The organism is Limnobaculum parvum (assembly GCF_003096015.2).
Taxonomy (GTDB): domain Bacteria; phylum Pseudomonadota; class Gammaproteobacteria; order Enterobacterales; family Enterobacteriaceae; genus Limnobaculum; species Limnobaculum parvum.
Genome location: NZ_CP029185.2, coordinates 1,575,052 through 1,595,370 on the forward strand (window position 1 = coordinate 1,575,052; position 20,319 = coordinate 1,595,370).

Here is a 20,319-nt window from a genome sequence, read left to right on the forward strand (position 1 = left end):
ATAGGGTAATCCCCCGAAAAATCAGAGTGTCCTTAAGTGTGATAAATATCACATAATTCAGTTGTGTGTGATTTTAGCCGCATAAGAATAAACATCAACACTTCTATTTCTATTTTTTGATTTGTACACATAAATGATCTGGATAAGGTCGTGAGCAGTTACAGATCGTGTTTGATTGATATTGTTAAATTGTAGTAACGATGGCGCTTAAGTCCGGCGAATGCTCTATCAATGAAATGGTCGGTTGTTTATTGGGGCTATCGAGTGGGGTAAGAACCAGAAAAGCAAAAAATGACTTATTTAACCAAAGAGCACCCCTATTTATTAGCGAGTACTCTTCAGTCAGATGACCCTGAGTAAGCTGACTTATTTTTCATTAGCAATGTAGGGTAACTTACCTAAGTGGTAAGGATTGCTGCGATAGAAATCGACGCGTTGTTTAAAGTACTCCCGAAGGTTGATAGGAATTAACGCTTCGATTTCACGAAAATTAAACGGCATACCATAACGTTCTTTATACACAATACCTGATGCATGCAGATTAACATCGATTTTTTCACGGTCTTCTTTTGGAAGATCTGCCAGATTATGACCCATATCTAAACTCCTCTGTATCTAGCAACGATTATACCCTGACTTTTAGATGATTTCATTGTGTTAGTTTTTATTGTTACGGAGATATATCCTGATATCTATTTTTATGCGGTCAGAAGAGTAAAAACACTCTTCTTAAGATATTGGTCATTTTAACGGTTGGGAATATTATCGATATTAGTCAATTGATATGCTTACAGATAGTAATAATGGCTTTGAGTTAATATGGGGAACGCTGGATTGATAAGGGTTTCGTTTAATTATTCGGTTTTTTATGTATGTTTTTTATTCGTTTTTTAGTGGTTTTATTATTATTTATTAATTATTTTCTGTTTGGTTTTTTGTGTGGGGATGTGATGTCGTGGTTTTTATGGCTATAGGGTGGTTTTTATTTATATAAAATTACTTTTTATTTTTAAATAAAGAAAATAAATGATTTATTATTGATATAAATAATTTATTTTATTGATTTATATGAAATTTTTTTATTTAATTAAATGGTTTTGAATGAGTTTAATAATTTATTGATTTCTTCTATGAGATAGGTGTCCTCTTTTATTTCTGCCTAAAATATATTCTATAGAAATTTTATCTTTATTTTTTTTGAATATTCATTATAGTCGTTTTGGATTCTAATTGAGTAGCGGATGTTTATGGTCAGACGACTGTGTGTTCTTTGTACTTTTAACTTCATTTGATCTGTTAAAAATCCTCATATTAGTTTGTTTAAGGCTTTTTTATATTTTTGGCGTTACTCTTACTTTCATAGAATAAGATAACGATGTTAATTGAAAACAATATTGTTGCGCTATGATTTATTTGAGCAGAATAAACTGGTGCAGATGATATTTATCAATAGGGATATTTAGATATGTCGATAGTTAATTCGAAATTGAAGCCATTATCTGTTTTTATTAGTAGAACATTGCCTGTTGTAGCGCTTGTTGCTGCCACTGGGTACTCAAGTTTTAGCGAAGCGGGTACCAAGATTGGTAAAGGTGTGAACTCTGCAGTTGAAACGATTAGTTCTGATATGGATTTAACTTCAGTTGGTGGTTCAACTGATTCAGAGTTTGGTGCTATTGGAACTGGGCATGGTCTATATGCACACGATGGCTATTCAATTACTGAAAGTACACCTAGTAGTGTTGCACTTATTACAGCAAATGAAGGTAACGGTATTAATGTCACTTCTGGCGGTAAAGTTACGTTTAACAGTGCGGCAAAAATTGTCACTGGTTATAATTTAGCTACTGATGAGGTTACCACAGGAGATGGAACTGCTATTTTTGTTAGTGATGCAAACAGTTTCATCGGGCTTGATAATGATATAAATATTAATATAAATGGGCCTACAGGATCAGGGATTGTTGCTGTTAATGACGGGACCGTAAGTATCCTTGGTGCTTCAAATATCGCAGCGAATGGGGTTGCTCTTAAAGCAGATTCTGCGGGTGCAATTAATTTAGCTGCTTCAGCACAGATTACCTCGGTGAACGCTCCAGCTATCCAAGCTTCAAATGGTTCCCGCATGTTCATCGGTCATAATGCTGTCTTAAGTAATATTTCAACAGCAGCAACGGACTTAATAGAACTGGATGGTACAGGTACGGGCGGAGAGTTATCTTTCACATATGCCAAATTGAGTGCTGCAGATACAGGTGTTAATGCAAAAGATGGTGGTTGGAAAGTTATACTAGACAATTCTACATTAAAAGTAGGTAAGGATGCAGTTGCACTAACTGGCAATTCAGATGTTGTTGTGAATGCACTTAACGGTTCCATCGTTGAAGGTAATATTACTGCTGCATCATCATCCAAGTTAAATATGACTTTGGATAACCAGTCAACATTGACAGGTATTGCAACTGGTGACCAGTCTATAAATTTAGTGGTTAATAATAAAAGTGTCTGGAATATGTCAGACTCTTCACAAATCAATTCCCTAGCCTTATCAAACGGTATCGTCAAATTTGCCGTACCAACGGGTACCACTTATAACCGTGTATTAACGACCAACAGCCTGTCAGGTAATGGTGATTTCTACATTCATACCGAACTCAATGAAGGTAACGCCAGCACCAACTCTGATCAAATTCACGTAACGGGTGATGCAGAGGGTAATCACCGTCTGTTTGTTACCTCTTATGGTTCGGGTGCTTATACCGTTGATGATGGTATCAAAGTTGTTCAAATTGACGGCAACAGTACCTCTAAGTTTACCTTAGGGCAGAGCGTCAAGATTGATGCATATGAGTATACGTTGTATGAAGGTGATGCAGCGGGTACTGATCCTAACGACTGGTATTTACGTAATGAACTGATTCCTGTTCCAGAAGAACTGCCTGTTAATCCAGATACCGGATTACCTGTTATTCCAGCCGGTTTGCCGGATAACTATCGCGCAGAGATTCCAGGATATGCAGCAGCACCTTATGTCAATATGCTGTATGGCTATCAGACGGTTGGTACTCTGCATGAGCGTATGGGTGATACCCAGCAAATCTCTAAAGGTGTAGATAATAAAACTTGGGGCCGTTTCGGTGGATCTCATTTAGAGTCTACGGCGGGTCGTTTCAATTATGATATCGACACCATGTTTGCTCAGTTTGGCCGTGATATCTATCAGGGAACTACCGATGCGGGTACTGATGTTACTGGTGGTTTAACCGTAACTTTAGGTCAGGAACATACCAAAGCTAAAGATACTAAACGTGATAATGTTAATACGGGCGATATCACTACCAATGCTTATAGCTTTGGCGGTTACTATACTCGTTATGCTCAGGATGGTGGCTACATTGATGCGGTGTCTCAGTTTACGTATTACGATAATAGTTATAACAGTGAGCTTGATGCTAGCCAGAATAGCTATGGTGTGATTGCTTCTCTAGAAGGTGGCAAGCCATTCACTGTAACTGAAAACTGGAAAATCGAGCCACAGGGTCAATTAGCGTATCAGTACCTGAAATCAGAAAGCTTCAAGGATGGTAGAGCTGAGGTCAAAGGTGATGATTATAACAGTGGTTTAGCGCGAGCGGGTGTTCGTTACTTCCGCGATCAGGCTCAAGATAAAGATAACGAAATCTTTAAACCTTATCTGACACTGGATGCCGTCTCTACTATTGGTAGTGACCCAACAGTTAGAGTTGGTAATAGTGATGTTAAAGCCAACTTTGATTCTACTTGGTGGCAAGCGGGTGCAGGTATCACTGCGAATGCAGCTAAAAATACTTCGTTCTATGTAGATGCTAAATATCTGCAAAGTTTTGAAGGTGATTTAGATGGCTACACCGTACATGCAGGTGTTCAGGGCCGTTTCTAATACTCTGAGTTAGTGCAAGCTGTCCTATCTATTACCGGCCTCGTTTGAGGCCGGTTTTTTATAATATTTCCTGTCATTATTGATGCAGCATAGTGATCCCTGTGTATTCGGGCTATAATCCTCAAATATTTAATTAGTTGCCGTTAGTACTTTCTGGCTATTTATGGATAGGTATCATGGATTCAGCGTCAATTTTTCGCATAATTATTCTGGTTGGCTGTCTGGTATTGGTCGCTAGGGGAACGCGATTCCATCTACGCTATTTTTTGATTGCGATTGCCGCTATTGCAGGTTTAACCCTAGTTATTGATGCTTTTCATTTATCGTAAAGCTTGAAACAGTAGGAATATCTCACTCATACTGAAAGCATCTGACTCATGCTTATTTCTATATAAGAGGCACCTATGGCTGAAGAGACTATTTTTAGTAAAATTATTCGTCGTGAAATTCCATCAGATATCGTTTATCAGGATGAACTGGTAACGGCATTTCGTGATATTTCTCCACAAGCCCCAACCCATATTCTGATTATTCCTAATATTTTGATCCCAACGATAAATGATGTGAAACCAGAACATGAGCAAGCGCTGGGAAGAATGATGATTGTGGCTTCTAAAATTGCTGAGCAGGAAGGCATTGCTGAAGATGGCTATCGTTTGATAGTTAACTGTAATCGTCATGGTGGTCAAGAGGTTTACCACATCCATATGCATTTGCTGGGTGGTAAAATTCTGGGGCCAATGCTATCCCGTTAACTGGAGCTGAGAATGAAAAAGATTTTGTTTTTGGGAGTAGGCTTGGCGGTTTTAGCGCTTGCTGGCTGTAATGGTACTAAGCCTCAACCGAAGCCGCCGGTAGTGGCAACTCCGTCACCACCGCCGCCAGTTCAGCCTCCGTATCAGCCACCGCCAACGCCGCCTACGTTACCACCACCGGAAGCCCCGATTAACTGGATGGCCAGCGTACAGCCATTAGTTAATAAGATGATTAGTGCTTCTGCGGCAGAAACGAATAACGGGATTTTGTTGCTGAATCAGGTAAAAAATAATACATCCGGCAGTATTTCGACGGTAGATGCTACGGATGCGTTAAAAGAAGCGATGCAATCCAACAGCCATTTTGAACTGGTATCAGAAAGTAAACTGAATGAAGCTCGTCAGGCGTTGGGACTGCAAGGCGATGATAGTTTGATTTCCCGGGCGAAAGCGGTGAGTTTGGCGCGCTATTTAGGTGCTAAATATGTGGTCTATGCCTCCGCGAGTGGTAGCCCAAGCCTGCCGGAAATCATGATTCAGCTGTTGCAGACGTCGACCGGTGAAATTGTTTGGTCTGGTCAGGGAAATACCCAACGTTGATGAATTGAATCGCTTATTAGGCCAGTCTCTTTAAAGGGCTAAATCTGTTTGATGCAGGTTTGGCCTGTTTTTATAACAGGGCAGTTGTTTTAAACATAATAAAATATATAGCCCGTTCAGATTTATATTAATTCAGAGTATTAAGTGAGGTTGATGTGGGACCAGTGATGTTAGATGTTGTCGGCTATGAGCTGGATGCCGAAGAGCGCGAGATATTAAAGCATCCTTTAGTGGGCGGTTTGATATTTTTTGCCCGTAACTTTCACGATCCTAAGCAATTAGCCGAATTGGTTCGTCAGGTCAGGGAGGCTTCTCATCATCGCCTGTTAGTGGCAGTAGATCAGGAAGGTGGCCGAGTACAGCGTTTCCGTGAGGGATTCACACAATTACCCGCACCGCAATCATTCGCTGCGTTGCTGGAAGATCGCCAGGCAGAACAGATGGCTCAGGAAGCCGGTTGGTTAATGGCGGCAGAATTGACCACCATGGATATTGATATCAGCTTTGCCCCCGTACTTGACGTCGGACATACCAGTGCGGCAATAGGCGATCGCTCATTCCACAGCGATCCAGAAGTCGTTATGCTGTTAGCCAGCCAGTTTATTCAGGGAATGAATAGTGCAGGAATGCGTGCAACCGGTAAGCATTTCCCGGGGCACGGTGCAGTATCTGCCGATTCCCACAAAGAAACACCGATCGATACGCGTACTTATCAGCAACTGTTTGATAAAGATATGTCGGTATTCCGCCATCTGTTTTCAGCGGGGCTATTGGATGCCGTGATGCCGGCCCATGTGATATATCGTGAGGTAGATCCTCGACCAGCTAGCTGTTCACCCTATTGGTTAAAGAATATTCTTCGCCAACAGCTAGGGTTTAGCGGCGTAGTGTTTTCCGATGATATGTCGATGGAAGGTGCTGCGATTATGGGAGGTTACGCCGAGCGTGGTCAGGCCGCTCTGGATGCCGGATGCGATATGATTCTGGTATGTAATAATCGGCAGGGAGCCGTAAGCATTCTGGATGGGTTGCCTTCCGACATGCGTATTCATGCCGAACGTATTGCGCCGCTTTATCATAAAAATAAGATGACGCGTCGTGACTTGCTGGCATTACCACGTTGGAAACAGGCTAATAAACAGCTAAGTGAGTTGAGCGAACGTTGGGAACAACACAAACAGCAGTTAAAAGAAAGACAAGACTGAATTGATAAAAGAGTTGAACAAAAACACGCTTTTTGGGCAAGATAAGATAATGATGTCGTACACCGGTAAGCAGTGGGGCTAAGATGATTATTTATTTACACGGTTTTGATTCAACCAGTCCGGGGAATCATGAGAAGGTCTTACAGCTACAGTTTATTGATTCGGATATCCGGTTTATCAGTTACAGCACGCGCCATCCGCGTCATGACATGCAATATTTATTGAAAGAGACAGATAAGGCTGTTCAGCAATCAGATGATAGTTCACCGTTGATTTGTGGCGTTGGACTTGGCGGTTTTTGGGCTGAAAGAATAGGGTTTCTGTGCGGTATTCGCCAAACTATTTTTAATCCGAATTTGTTTCCTCATGAGAATATGTCTGGGAAAATTGACCGCCCTGAAGAGTATCTGGACATTGCGACCAAGTGTGTGGCTGAGTTTCGCACCAAAAATCGGGATAACTGTTTAGTGATACTTTCTCGCCATGATGAAGCACTGGATAGCCAGCATAGTGCAGAAGTGCTTAGCCCTTATTATCCATTGATTTGGGATGAAAAGCAGTCGCATAAGTTCAAAGAGATATCCCCCCATCTACAGGCTATTAAAGCGTTTAAACAACGATAATATTGTTTTTAGATAATCAACCGGCAGCCAGTTTTCTGCCGGTTTTTTTATGTCTGTCGTCCGCATTAATAGAGTTAAAGTGTGTAATTATGATGTAAATTGATTTATATCAATTTTGGTATGACCAAATACCCAACTATGATATTCTGTCTCCAATGTAGTAATGAACATCAAGTCGAACTGTTGTTTTAAAAGGCGATAAGAGAAAACCATTACCTGAATTTGTGGTTTATTTTTTAGTGGGATATTAACGTGGAAACAGAAACTAAAAAAATTGTCATTGTTGGTGGCGGTGCGGGTGGTCTTGAACTTGCGACCAGTCTAGGTAAAAAACTGGGTCGGAAAGGAAAGGCTGAAATCACTCTGGTAGACCGTAATCACAGTCATTTATGGAAGCCGTTATTGCACGAAGTGGCAACCGGTGCGTTAGACGATGGAGTGGATGCATTAAGCTATCTGGCCCACGCTAGAAATAACGCTTTTCACTTTCAGTTAGGTACCCTGATGGATATCAACCGTGAAGAAAAGGTTATTCGTCTGGCACGTATTGATAATGAGCAGGGGGAAGAGCTAGTACCTGAGCGTAATCTATCTTATGACATTTTGGTGATGGCGCTGGGCAGTGTCTCCAACGATTTTGGGACTGCGGGGGTAAAGGATCATTGTATCTATCTGGACAATCCAAAACAGGCGCAACTTTTCCATAATAAAATGCTGAATCTGTTCCTGAAGTTTTCTTCTCAGCCTCATGAAGAAGAGCGCGTCAATATTGCTATTGTTGGCGGCGGAGCGACGGGGGTTGAGCTTTCGGCTGAGTTGCACAATGCGGTAAAACAGTTACACAGTTATGGTTATAAAGGGCTGGATAGTAAAGCGCTAAACGTTACCTTGGTTGAAGCAGGTGAGCGTATTTTACCGGCACTGCCAATACGCATATCGTCGTCGGCCCATCAGGAGCTGACCAATTTGGGCGTCAATGTGTTAACTAAAACCATGGTAACCAGTGCCGATGCGAATGGCCTGCATACTAAGGACGGTGAATTTATTAAAGCCGATCTTCTGGTTTGGGCCGCTGGCATTAAAGCACCAGACTTTATGAAAGATATTGCTGGTCTGGAAACCAATCGTATCAATCAGTTAGTGGTTGAACGGACATTACAAACTACTCGGGATCCTTCCATTTTCGCTTTAGGCGATTGTGCTAACTGTATGCAAGATGATGGCACACCGGTTCCTCCGAGGGCACAGGCGGCACATCAAATGGCCACTTTGTGCTATCACAATATCATGGCTCAGCTTAACGGCGGAACCTTGAAGAACTATCGTTATACTGACCGTGGCTCGCTGGTTTCATTGTCGAAGTACAGCACCGTTGGCAGCCTGATGGGTAATTTGACCAAAGGTTCTATGATGATCGAAGGGCGACTGGCTCGTTTGGCCTATATTTCTCTTTATCGTATGCATCAGGTCGCGCTGTTTGGCTGTGTGAAGACCGGACTGATTGTTTTGGTGGGAAGTATTAACCGGATTATTCGACCAAGGTTGAAGTTGCATTAATTATTTTATTACATGCAAAACTAAAGGGGAATTCAGTTAATAGCTGAATTCCCCTTTATATTAACCCGTTATCATAGCCAGTTAATTAAGAAGCTAACCGATGCTGTTCAAAATTTTTCAGTAACTCACTGATAAACTCCAATCGCTTTATTCTGTCGGTTAAGTCGATATTAAACTTCAGTTTGGTTGGGCCATCTAGGCGGTAGCGTTGTGGTTGTTTTTGTAACAGTCCAATCAGATAGCTTGGGTCAACATGGTTACGTTCACTGAATTCAATAAAACCGCCTTTTTCATTACCTTCAATACGCTTGATGCCCAGCTTTTTGGCTCGTTGGCGTATGGCGGCGGTTTGTAGCAGATTACGGGCCGCATCAGGTAACAAACCAAAACGGTCAATCAATTCGATTTTCAGTTCGTCCAGATCGTCTTCAGTCATGGCGCTGGCGATACGTTTGTAGAACGACAGGCGGGTATTGACATCCGGCATATAGTCGTCGGGCAGCAGGGCCGGTACTCGTAGTTCCACGTCGGTCTGGCTTTGGGTCAGGTCTTCTAATGACGGTTCTCGGCCTTCTTTCAGAGCATCTACTGCACTTTCAAGTAGCTCCATATACAGAGAGAAACCGATGGTGGTGATTTGACCACTTTGGTCTTCCCCTAATAGCTCGCCGGCACCGCGAATCTCTAGGTCATGAGTCGCTAACGCAAAACCAGCACCCAGATCTTCCAGTGATGCAACGGCTTCTAAGCGTTTGACCGCATCGGTCGTCATGGCTTTTGGATGGGGGGTTAACAGATAGGCATAGGCTTGATGGTGAGAACGCCCCACACGCCCACGTAACTGGTGAAGCTGAGCCAGTCCAAAACGGTCGGCACGTTCAATAATAATGGTATTAGCATTAGGAATATCAATACCGGTTTCAATAATGGTGGTACATACCAGAACGTTAAAACGCTGATGGTGGAAGTCGGACATCACGCGTTCCAGATCCCGCTCATGCATTTGACCGTGACCGATAGTAATACGCGCTTCAGGGACTAACTGAATCAAGTGCTCTGTCGCTTTGTTAATGCTGGCTACATCATTATAGAGATAATAAACCTGCCCGCCGCGTAATACTTCCCGCAGAATAGCTTCGCGAATAATCAGATCGTCATACTCGCGCACAAAGGTCTTAACCGCTAAGCGACGTGCTGGTGGCGTGGCAATAATGGATAGGTCGCGCATACCGCTCATTGCCATATTTAACGTGCGGGGAATTGGGGTTGCGGTTAGCGTTAGAATGTCGACATCAGCACGCATAGCTTTAATGCGTTCTTTCTGGCGTACACCAAAGCGATGTTCTTCATCAACAATCAATAGCCCTAAATCTTTCCAGTGAAGATCGCTTTGAAGTAATTTATGGGTACCAATCAGAATATCAATTTTACCTTCGACGGCAGCTTCTAAAATTTGCTGTTGTTCTTTAGCGGTTCTGAAACGTGACATCACCTCAATGCGCACTGGCCAGTTAGCAAAACGATCGCGGAAATTATCATAATGCTGTTGGGCTAATAGCGTTGTGGGTACCAGAATGGCTACTTGCTTATTGTTCATAACGGCAAGGAAGGCGGCGCGCATTGCTACTTCGGTTTTACCAAAGCCAACATCGCCACACACTAAACGGTCCATAGCGTTAGCGCGGCACATATCGCCTAATACCGCGCCAATAGCGTTGGTTTGGTCCAGCGTCGGCTCGTAAGGGAATGATTCACAGAATTGCTGATACTGTTCACGATCCTGTTTGAAGGCAAATCCAGGTTTAGCTTCGCGACGGGCATAAATATCCAGCAGTTCAGCCGCAACATCGCGTACTTTTTCTGCCGCTTTTTGCCGCGCTTTGCTCCAGGCTTCACCACCCAGTTTATGTAAAGGCGCATTCTCTTCAGCACCGCCGGAATAACGACTGATCAGATGCAAAGAGGAGACAGGAACGTACAGCTTATCTTCACCGGCATAAGTCAGAATCAAATATTCAGCTTTAATACCGCCTGCTTCTAATGTGGTTAGCCCCGCGTAGCGGCCAACGCCGTGCTCAAGGTGAACCACAGGCTGACCTGGGCGAAGTTCTGCGAGGTTACGTACCAACGTATCGGTATTGATTGCCCGGCGATTATCCTGACGGCGAGTCATAATACGTTCGCCTAACAAATCGCTCTCACAGATAACGGCAAGCTGATTGTTATTATCTAGAAAACCGTGCTCACAACCGCCAATCATCAGATACTGGCCCGGTTGCTGGGCCTGAGTTAGTTCGTTTATTAGCACCGGACGTAGCTTAATGCGCGCTAATAGCTCCTGTAGCGTTTCTCTGCGACCTTCACTTTCCACCGAGAACACCACTTGCCCTTGAAAGGTGTCAATAAAGCGACGCAGGTTATCTAATGGCGACTTATTCTGATGCTGAACGGCAATATCCGGCAGTGGTTGATAGTCTAGATTCAGGCTCCCCGCTTTTTTACTAATGCTTTCATGATCAAGCTGAATTCGTGGCCACTGTTTTAATTCAGAAAACAGTTGATCGACACGTAGCCACAGGTTGTCCGGCGGCAGAAGGGGGCGCATTGGGTCAACGCGACGGTTATCAAAACGCTGTGAAGCATCAGCCCAGAAGCGTTCGGCAGCGTGCTCGACATTTCCTAGCGTGACTAACAGAGTATTCGTTGGTAAATAGCTAAACAGGGCCGGAAGCGGCTGACTGAAAAACAGCGGCTGCCAGTATTCAATACCCGCAGGCCAAACGCCTTTGGATACCTGCTGGTAGACATGTTCTGCATCACGTCGTACTTCAAATTGCTCACGCCACTGACTGCGAAATAACTCAATCGCATTCTTATCCGTTGGGAACTCGTGGGCAGGCAAGAGATTAATATGGTCCACTTCATTTAGGGTACGCTGAGTATCCACATCAAATAGACGAATACTGTCGATTTCATCATCAAAGAAGTCCAAGCGATAAGGCTCTTCGCTTCCCATAGGAAAGAGATCCAGCAGGGCACCTCGGGTAGCAAATTCACCGTGCTCCAGTACCTGATCTACCGAGCGATAGCCCGCTTGTTCCAGTTGAGCTCGCAGATGATCCCGCGACAGACGGTCGCCTTTTTTTGCGACCAGCGCGTGCCCCATCAAAAATGAGTGAGGGCAAACTTTCTGCATCAGGGTATTCATTGGCAGAATCATTACGCCATCTTGCATCTGTGGTAGTTGATACAGGCTGGATAGGCGTGAAGAGACAATTTCCTGATGGGGGGAGAAACTGTCATAAGGCAGCGTCTCCCAGTCTGGCAACGTCGTTACCGGCTTACGAGTAAACTGACGCAGTTCATCGTTAATTCGCAGAGCCTGTTGCATATCCGCAGCAATTAATAGAACCGGACCAGAATGCCGGTTAATAATTTCAGCGCTGATAACTGAAATGGAGGAGCCATATAAATGACCGATCTGACGCAGATCACCCGGGCGCTCTGGTAACGTAAAACGATGTTGAAGGGACATTCTGTAATAAAATCTCTTTATCTGGCAGGTAGCTAAACCCGCAGGGACGGGCGTTGCAAGCGCTATCCCATATCAATCTGGCTGAGTGTACGTAACGCTGCGCGTTATGCCACAGGTCATGGTGCGTTCTATTTTAATCTAATCTATGGGGTGTTGTCCGGTGAAATAAGATTTAAATCTGTGTAAAGGTTCGAGTAACAGGGATTTTTCCATTGGTATATCAATGATAAAATGCGCCGGAAGAAATATCGGCAGATAAGCGCTTAAAGGTTCCATAAAGTGCCATCAGCCTTTATTATCGCTGAGTGATAACGCAATGAAAGCGTTTGTCACCATACGATGATTTTTATTACTGGCTGACTGACTTACCGGGAAGTACTCAACGGTGAGCGTCCATAAAAAGAGTAAATAGATCTTAATGTATCAACCCGTTGCGTTATTTATAGGTCTGCGCTACATGCGTGGAAGAGCGTCAGACCGGTTTAGCCAGTTTGTCTCGTGGTTGTCCACCATCGGTATTACCCTCGGTGTGATGGCATTGATTACCGTATTATCGGTAATGAATGGCTTCGAGCAGGAGCTGGAAAAGAATATTCTGGGATTGATGCCACAGGCGTTAGTCACCACCAAGCAGGGGAACGTCAATCCTCAGGAACATCCCGTTACCCAGCTATCATCACTGCCGGGTGTAACACGCATTGTTCCGTTAACCACCGGTGATGTGGTTTTACAGAGCGCCAAGGGGCTCTCTGTCGGCGTCATGTTGGGTATCAATAAAGAAGATAATGATCCACTGGCAGGTGCTGTTTATGGTACCCATGTTTCCCAACTAGAGCCAGGCAGCTACCGGGTAATTCTCGGTGAGAAGCTGGCAGAACAGTTGGGAATTAAACTCGGGGATCAGATCAGAATTATGGTGACCGGAGCCAGCCAGTTTACGCCGATGGGGCGTATTCCCAGCCAACGATTGTTTACGGTAATTGGTACGTTTGGTGCTGGTAGTGAAGTGGATGCCAGCGAGCTGCTGGTGAATCAACAGGATGCTTCCCGTTTAATGCGCTATGCGGTGGGGAATATCAGCGGTTGGCGTTTGTATATGCAAAAACCGTTGGATGTGGTTTCCCTCAGTCAACAACCGCTGCCCGAAGGGCTGGTGATGAAGGACTGGCGGGAGCGTAAAGGTGAACTGTTTCAGGCTGTACGGATGGAAAAAAATATGATGGGGTTGTTGATTGGCCTGATTATCGCCGTCGCCGCCTTTAATATCGTTACCTCTCTGAGCTTGCTGGTGATGGAGAAACAAGGGGAAGTGGCTATCCTGAAAACTCAGGGGCTTAAACGTCGTCAGATTATGAGTGTCTTTATGGTTCAGGGGGCTACCGCAGGCGTCATTGGTACGCTGTTGGGTTCATTATTCGGGATTTTGCTCTCCAGTCACCTGAATGCACTGATGCCATTTATTGGGCGTTCCTTATCCGGAGTTGCTTTACCTGTGGTTATCGATTATTCCCAAGTCATTATTATTGCGCTGTTCTCTATAGGGTTGGCGCTGCTTTCTACACTTTATCCTTCCTGGCGGGCTGCCGCCGTACAACCCGCAGAGGCATTACGCTATGAATAATTCTTTGTTACTGCAATGTGTAGACCTTTGCAAAACTTATCAGGAAGGCAAACTGAAAACCGAAGTGTTAAAGGACGTCGCCTTTTCTATGGCACCTGGCGAATTAATGGCGATTGTCGGTAGCTCGGGTTCGGGAAAAAGTACGCTATTGCATCTGCTGGGGGGGTTAGATGCTCCAACCTCCGGTGATGTCATTTTTAAAGGCCGTTCGTTGAGCGCTATGAGTTCAACGAACAAAGCGGAACTGCGTAATACACAACTGGGGTTCATCTATCAGTTTCATCATCTGTTGCCCGATTTTACCGCATTAGAAAATGCCGCCATGCCGTTAATGATTGGTCAGGTTAAGCCTTCTGAAGCAGAAGATCGTGCCAGAGCCATGTTGGCTGCGGTTGGGCTCGAGAAACGCGCGGCGCACCGTCCGTCAGAGCTATCCGGCGGAGAACGCCAGCGCGTGGCGATTGCCCGGGCACTGGTCAACAATCCGGCGCTGGTGTTGGCTGATGAACCGACGGGAAATTTGGATCAACGCACAGCGGATAGTATTTTTGAACTGTTGGGCAAGCTGAATCAGCAGCAGGGCACCGCTTTTCTGGTGGTGACTCATGATTTGAAACTGGCTCGTCGTCTCGATCGTCAGCTTGAAATGCGTGATGGCCACCTGAGTCAGCAGTCAATGATGCTGGAGGCTGAGTAATGTCTGCTGCGCCTCTGTCGTTAAAGATAGCACTTCGTTTTAGCCGTGGACGTCGACGTAGCGGAATGGTATCGCTGATATCCATCATTTCGACCATTGGTATTGCGTTGGGTGTAGCGGTATTGATTATTGGCCTGAGCGCCATGAACGGTTTTGAGCGTGAGCTGAAAAATCGCATTCTGGCGGTTGTTCCTCATGGTGAAATTGAGGCCGTTGATCAGCCATTTAATGACTGGCCTGAAGCATTAAAAAAGGTTGAGCAAACGGACGGCGTGGCAGCGGCAGCGCCTTTCATTTCATTTACCGGCTTGGTGGAAAGCGGTACGCAACTGCGCGCTATTCAGGTTCGTGGCGTACAACCGGATCAGGAAGAAAAGCTGAGCGCTTTGCCGCAGTTCGTGCAGGATAACGCCTGGAAACAGTTTAAAGCCGGTGAGCAGCAACTGATTTTAGGCAAAGGTATTGCTGATGAGCTAAATGTAAAGCAAGGGGATTGGGTAACGGTCATGATCCCAAGTAGCGACCCAAGCGGTGAGATGAAAATCGGCCAGCCTCAACGAATTCGTTTGCATATCGCAGGAATCTTACAGCTAAGTGGGATGCTCGATCATAGCTTTGGTATGGTGCCACTGAGCGATGCACAGCAATATCTGGAGATGGGGAACAGCGTCACCGGCATTGCGTTCAAAGCGAATGATGTTTTCACTGCCAATGTGGTCTCTAAGCATGCGGTGAATGCCACGGGTAAATATGCCTATTATCGCAGTTGGATTTCTACTTATGGCTATATGTACCGCGATATTCAATTGGTACGTAGCATCATGTATTTGGCGATGATTCTGGTGATTGGCGTTGCCTGCTTCAATATTGTTTCAACGCTGGTGATGGCGGTAAAAGATAAAAGCTCAGATATTGCGGTATTGCGAACCCTGGGGGCGAAAGACCGGTTGATTCGTTCAGTGTTTATTTGGTACGGATTAATGGCAGGGTTGATTGGTAGTATCAGTGGAGTTGTCGTGGGGGTTATCGTATCCATGCAGCTCACGAATGTCATTAAGATGATAGAAAACATGATTGGACATCATTTCTTGTCGGGAGGCGTCTATTTTATTGATTTCTTACCGTCAGAATTACATTTGCTTGATGTGGTTAGCGTACTGGTTACATCCATTATTCTGAGCCTGATAGCCAGTTGGTATCCAGCCAGACGGGCAAGCCGTATCGACCCGGCACGAGTGCTGAGTGGGCAATAATTATCTGGGAACTAATAATCGAGAAGGGAAGGAATATGTACTACGGTTTTGATATGGGCGGTACCAAAATAGAGTTCGGTGCTTTTGATGAACATCATCATCGCCTGATTCAAAAACGGGTTCCTACTCCTCGTGATGACTATCCGACACTACTAAAAACACTGACTGAGTTAGTCCTTGAGGCCGACCGTCAATTAGGGTGTCAGGGCAAGGTCGGTATTGGTATACCCGGTATGCCCGATGGGGAATCCGGTAAACTATTTACCGCTAATGTCCCAGCCGCAATGGGTAAGCCACTGGCTAACGATTTGGCAGCGTTAATTCAGCGCCCTGTACGAATAGATAATGACGCCAACTGCTTTGCCCTGTCAGAAGCTTGGGATGGTGAATTCCGTCAATATCCCAGCGTATTGGGTATTATTCTGGGTACTGGCGTTGGCGGCGGCATTGTTATTAACGGAAAAACCTTTAGTGGTCGTCACTATATTGCCGGTGAATTTGGTCATCTGAGATTGCCGGTTGATGCACTGGAAGTCCTGGGCAGAGATATTCCTCGGGTAGCCTGTGGTTGTGGTCACGCGGGTTGTATCGAAAACTATATTTCCGGTAGAGGATTTGAATGGGTGTATCAGCATTTCACTGGCGAAAAATTACCGGCTCAGCAAATTATTCAGCATTACCGTGCAGGAGAGGCCAAGGCGGTAGAACATGTTGACCGTTTCTTAGACTTACTGGCTGTTTGTCTGGCCAATATTTTTACGGTTCTCGATCCTCATCTGGTGGTGATTGGCGGTGGATTATCCAACTTTGATGAGATGTATCCTTTGTTACCAGAGCGAATTAGGCCACACTTATTAAGCGTGGCAAAAGTACCTCGCATCGAAAAGGCCCGCTGGGGCGATTCTGGCGGTGTTCGTGGTGCCGCATTTTTAAATTTATTGGATTAAATCCGGGTAATAAAAGGAGTTTGTAGCCATGCGAGTTCATCGCCGTTTGTTTCGTTCGAGGGTGAAACATATACGACATCAGCGCCATCGTATGCGTTATTACCACAGCGTACTTTGTTCAGCGTGTGAAGAGGTGAAAGCCAGCCAGAATCCATCGGTAGTAGTATTAACCGGTGCGGGCATTTCTGCGGAGTCCGGAATACGAACTTTCCGTGCTTCAGACGGGCTATGGGAAGATCATCGTATTGAGGATGTTGCGACTCCAGAAGGTTTTGAAGCCAATCCAGAACTGGTTCAGACATTCTATAATGCCCGCCGCCGCCAATTGCTCAACCCTGAAATTCAACCCAATGAAGCACACAAAGCGCTGGCGAAATTGGAAGACTCTCTGGGCAATAACTTTCTACTGATTACGCAAAACGTCGATAACTTACATGAACGTGCCGGCAATATGCGAGTTATCCATATGCATGGCGAATTGATGAAAGTTCGTTGTACTAAATCAGGCAAGGTCAGTGAATGGAAAGGGGATATATCGGTTAACGATCTCTGCGACTGCTGCCAGCCTCCACAGCCAATGCGTCCACATATCGTCTGGTTTGGTGAAATGCCCTTTGAGATGGATAAAATCAATCAGGCCATTGCTGAAGCCGATTACTTTATTGCTATCGGAACTTCGGGTCATGTTTATCCTGCCGCTGGATTTGTACGCAGTGCTCGTTTATATGGCGCCCATACCGTTGAGTTGAATCTGGAAGAGAGCAAGGTTGGCAGTAGCTTTACGGAAAAACACTATGGCTTAGCCAGTGAAGTGGTACCGAAATATATTCAGGATACGTTTCTGAACACGCTTACAACTGATTGTGTAAATAAGTAATGGTGCTATAGGGTTAATAAATAAGGGGATTATTTATTAACCCTAAAATCTTAATTATTTGATATACCCGATCATCTTTAACTTAAAACCAATGATAAAGGCAAGATGAGATGAATAACAATCTGATATTCCTTGCCGATGCATCAGAGTATCCGCAGATTACCGAATTATGGGAGCGCTCTGTCAGAGCCACTCATGACTTTTTACCAGAAGAGGATATTCAGTTCTTTCGCCCGCTGATATTGAATGAATTCCTACCAATGGTAACGCTGTTTTGCACCAAAACTATGCAGGGCCGTATCAGCGGATTTATTGGCATAGCAGAAGATAAAGTCGAAATGCTGTTTATCGATCCTGACTATCGCGGTCAGGGGTTAGGTAAACGACTATTAAACTATGCTATTGCTCAGAAACATATCACTCAGGTAGACGTGAACGAACAAAATCAGCAGGCAGTTGGCTTCTATCTTAATTGTGGGTTTGAGGTAGCGGGGCGATCTGAACTGGATGGTATGGGGAAAGCGTATCCGATATTGCAGTTGAGGTTGAAGTCGGGAAGTTAGTTAGGTATTGCGTTTTGAGTCAGTTTCGCCCGCAATTAGGGTGGTGTGTTATCAAACTACCGTGCGGCGGTCGAGCAAGAGGCGTTAAGGCGAACGCTTCCTGCACCTCCGCGCCTTCGCACACGAATGAAGGTCGCTACGCGACTGCCTTCCTCCTTCACTCGGGCTTACGCACCGGCATGGATTCGTTCCAGACGAAGCCATGCCTCGCCAAACATTCATGTTTGGCGTGCTACCCTCTCTCAGTCGTCAGCTGAATTCCAGTGCTTTTAAAGGTTAACAGAAGAAGGTCAAAGGATTGTTTAGTATTCAGGGCGTTGCCCTGAATATTTTTTCTTTTTCTTTTTCTTTTTCTTTTTCTTTTTCTTTTTCTTTTTTAGCTATAGCTAATCGTTGGGAGAGACCGCCGTTGGGGGCGACTTGGCGTGAGCCAACGACAAACAGGCAAAGCCTGTTTGAACAGCGCTAGCGCTGGTCCGAAGGTGCCCCTAGGGGGGACTAGGCCCAACGCGCTCCAGGCTTAAGTACTGATGGTCTTTCGGCCGGGCACACCGGCAATATAAGCACATTGCCATTACGGCCGGAATGTCCTCACGAGTCAATTTTACCAGAGCGGATTAAGTCCAGCGTCCACCGGGCTCAGTTACAAATGGCCTTCCGGCCGGGCACATCGGCAATATAAGCACATTGCCATTACGGCCGGAATGTCCTCAGGAGTCAATTTTATCAGAGCGGATTAAGTCCAGCGTCCACCGGGCTCAGTTACAAATGGCCTTCCGGCCGGGCACACCGGCAATATAAGCACATTGCCATTACGGCCGGAATATCCTTTAGAGCCAATTTAAACGATTTTATCAAACATCAAACATCAAACATCAAACATCAAACATCAAGCGTCCGCCAATTCTCCCATTGCCTGCCGTAGAATCTCTGCCGCCAGAATCACATCTTCAAACTCACTATACTCATCCGGATGATGGCTAACGCCTTCTTTTGACGGAATAAACAACATACCTGCTGGGAAGTCTTTCGCCATATACATGGTGTCATGACCCGCGCCACTCATCATGGTAACGTAAGGAACACTGTGTTCCTGACAAATGCGCTCCAGACGCTGCACAATCTCATCTTTCATCAATACCGGCATATCATTCGCCAGCTCAGAAACGTGAATCACAACATCTTGTGCTGCTTTAGCATGCTCTATCGATGATAGGAATTTAGCCACCACACGGTTAACACTGGCTTTATCTACGCCACGGATATCTACATAGAAAGTGACATCCCCCGGAATAACGTTTATGGCATTAGGCGTTACATCAAGACGACCCACGGTACCCACCGTTCCATAAGTAGACTCATAGCAAGCGGCGGCGTTGATATCAGTAATAATAGCGGCGCTGGCTACTAATGCATCATGGCGTTGAGACATTGGCGTTGCACCAGAGTGGTCTGCGTGACCATGAACCTCAACACGATAGCGACAGGGGGCAGCAATACCGTTAACCACACCAATACGCTTATGTTGATGTTCCAGCACTTTGCCTTGCTCAATATGAGTTTCGATAAAAGCATCGAAGTAATTCGCAGGCAGACGGCACTCATCTAATTTCTGGCTTTGATAACCACAGTTATCTAATACCTGAAAAATATTGTTGCCTTCACTGTCGGTATTTTTTGCCCACTTATCAACGTCGGCCTGACCGGACATCACTTTACTGGCCATACAGGCAAAACCAAAGCGGCTGGACTCTTCAGCGCGGAAGATCACTAGCTCAAGGGAGCGTTTTAATTGTTGGGGTTTAAACTGGGAGATGGCATATAAGCCAGCAATAACACCGATAACACCATCATAAGCCCCACCTTGAGGTACCGAATCAATGTGGGATCCCGTACCGATAGCCGGTAGTTCCGGATTTTTGCCAGGCAGGCGAGCGAAAATATTCCCCATCGAATCTTGGCGCACTTGCAACCCCATTTGTTGTATTTTATCCATCATCAGTTTATGGGCTTGTTCATCTTCTTTTGAGTAGGCTAGGCGGGTAATTCCGGGTGTTGAATCATTAACGCTGAAGGTTGTAATTTGCTCAAAAAGATCGAGAGCCGATTGCTTTGTTAGTGCTTGAACCATTCCAGTTATCCTCTTGTCACCCTCAAATTTCAGGCT

16 protein-coding genes are annotated in these 20,319 nt (G+C 45.1%); 13 read left to right on the plus strand and 3 right to left on the minus strand.

Features of this window, described 5'->3' with window-relative positions:
• Positions 1–366 precede the first annotated feature (366 nt).
• Positions 367–597, minus strand: a complete 231-nt coding sequence (locus HYN51_RS06410; protein ID WP_108899256.1) for a DNA polymerase III subunit theta — start codon at positions 595–597, stop codon at positions 367–369.
• 868 nt (positions 598–1,465) lie between these two features.
• Here HYN51_RS06410 and HYN51_RS06415 point away from each other — a divergent pair.
• The 7 genes from HYN51_RS06415 (at position 1,466) to HYN51_RS06440 (ending at position 8,659) form a co-directional block, all read left to right on the plus strand.
• Positions 1,466–3,919, plus strand: a complete 2,454-nt coding sequence (locus tag HYN51_RS06415; protein WP_108899257.1) for an autotransporter family protein — start codon at positions 1,466–1,468, stop codon at positions 3,917–3,919.
• Positions 3,920–4,095: 176 nt separating this feature from the next.
• Entirely contained in the window at positions 4,096–4,248 is a 153-nt protein-coding gene (locus HYN51_RS16305; RefSeq protein WP_157952995.1) for a hypothetical protein, read from the plus strand.
• 75 nt (positions 4,249–4,323) lie between these two features.
• On the plus strand, positions 4,324–4,674 hold the full coding sequence (gene hinT, locus HYN51_RS06420; protein ID WP_108899258.1) for a purine nucleoside phosphoramidase: 351 nt from the start codon (positions 4,324–4,326) through the stop codon (positions 4,672–4,674).
• 12 nt (positions 4,675–4,686) lie between these two features.
• The gene (gene lpoB, locus HYN51_RS06425) at positions 4,687–5,274 is read left to right on the plus strand and encodes a penicillin-binding protein activator LpoB (RefSeq protein WP_108899259.1); all 588 of its coding nucleotides are present in this window, start codon (positions 4,687–4,689) and stop codon (positions 5,272–5,274) included.
• A gap of 167 nt (positions 5,275–5,441) precedes the next feature.
• On the plus strand, positions 5,442–6,479 hold the full coding sequence (nagZ, locus tag HYN51_RS06430; protein ID WP_108899260.1) for a beta-N-acetylhexosaminidase: 1,038 nt from the start codon (positions 5,442–5,444) through the stop codon (positions 6,477–6,479).
• 83 nt (positions 6,480–6,562) lie between these two features.
• Entirely contained in the window at positions 6,563–7,102 is a 540-nt protein-coding gene (gene ycfP, locus HYN51_RS06435) for an alpha/beta hydrolase YcfP (RefSeq protein WP_108899261.1), read from the plus strand.
• Positions 7,103–7,354: 252 nt separating this feature from the next.
• Positions 7,355–8,659, plus strand: a complete 1,305-nt coding sequence (locus HYN51_RS06440) for an NAD(P)/FAD-dependent oxidoreductase (protein WP_108899262.1) — start codon at positions 7,355–7,357, stop codon at positions 8,657–8,659.
• A gap of 85 nt (positions 8,660–8,744) precedes the next feature.
• Here HYN51_RS06440 and mfd read toward each other — a convergent pair whose 3' ends face one another.
• Entirely contained in the window at positions 8,745–12,194 is a 3,450-nt protein-coding gene (mfd, locus tag HYN51_RS06445) for a transcription-repair coupling factor (RefSeq protein ID WP_108899263.1), read from the minus strand.
• Between the two features lie 418 nt (positions 12,195–12,612).
• Between mfd and lolC the strand changes: the two genes are divergently transcribed.
• The 6 genes from lolC to HYN51_RS06475 all read left to right on the plus strand — a co-directional run bounded on the left by lolC (position 12,613) and on the right by HYN51_RS06475 (position 18,152).
• The gene (lolC, locus tag HYN51_RS06450) at positions 12,613–13,815 is read left to right on the plus strand and encodes a lipoprotein-releasing ABC transporter permease subunit LolC (RefSeq protein WP_108899264.1); all 1,203 of its coding nucleotides are present in this window, start codon (positions 12,613–12,615) and stop codon (positions 13,813–13,815) included.
• Positions 13,808–14,512 carry a lipoprotein-releasing ABC transporter ATP-binding protein LolD gene (lolD, locus tag HYN51_RS06455; protein WP_108899265.1) on the plus strand — a complete coding sequence of 235 codons (705 nt, stop codon included), beginning with the start codon at positions 13,808–13,810 and terminating at the stop codon, positions 14,510–14,512. Before lolC ends, lolD begins: the two co-directional genes overlap by 8 nt.
• Entirely contained in the window at positions 14,512–15,765 is a 1,254-nt protein-coding gene (gene lolE / locus HYN51_RS06460; RefSeq protein WP_108899266.1) for a lipoprotein-releasing ABC transporter permease subunit LolE, read from the plus strand. The genes lolD and lolE overlap by 1 nt, the downstream gene beginning before the upstream one ends.
• Positions 15,766–15,800: 35 nt before the next feature.
• Positions 15,801–16,712, plus strand: a complete 912-nt coding sequence (nagK, locus tag HYN51_RS06465) for an N-acetylglucosamine kinase (protein ID WP_108899267.1) — start codon at positions 15,801–15,803, stop codon at positions 16,710–16,712.
• A gap of 28 nt (positions 16,713–16,740) precedes the next feature.
• On the plus strand, positions 16,741–17,589 hold the full coding sequence (gene cobB / locus HYN51_RS06470) for a Sir2 family NAD+-dependent deacetylase (RefSeq protein WP_108899268.1): 849 nt from the start codon (positions 16,741–16,743) through the stop codon (positions 17,587–17,589).
• Between the two features lie 110 nt (positions 17,590–17,699).
• Entirely contained in the window at positions 17,700–18,152 is a 453-nt protein-coding gene (locus tag HYN51_RS06475) for an acetyltransferase (RefSeq protein ID WP_108899269.1), read from the plus strand.
• 889 nt (positions 18,153–19,041) lie between these two features.
• On the opposite strand, the gene HYN51_RS06480 is transcribed toward HYN51_RS06475, so the two are convergent.
• On the minus strand, positions 19,042–20,283 hold the full coding sequence (locus HYN51_RS06480) for a Zn-dependent hydrolase (protein WP_108899270.1): 1,242 nt from the start codon (positions 20,281–20,283) through the stop codon (positions 19,042–19,044).
• Positions 20,284–20,319: the final 36 nt, after the last annotated feature.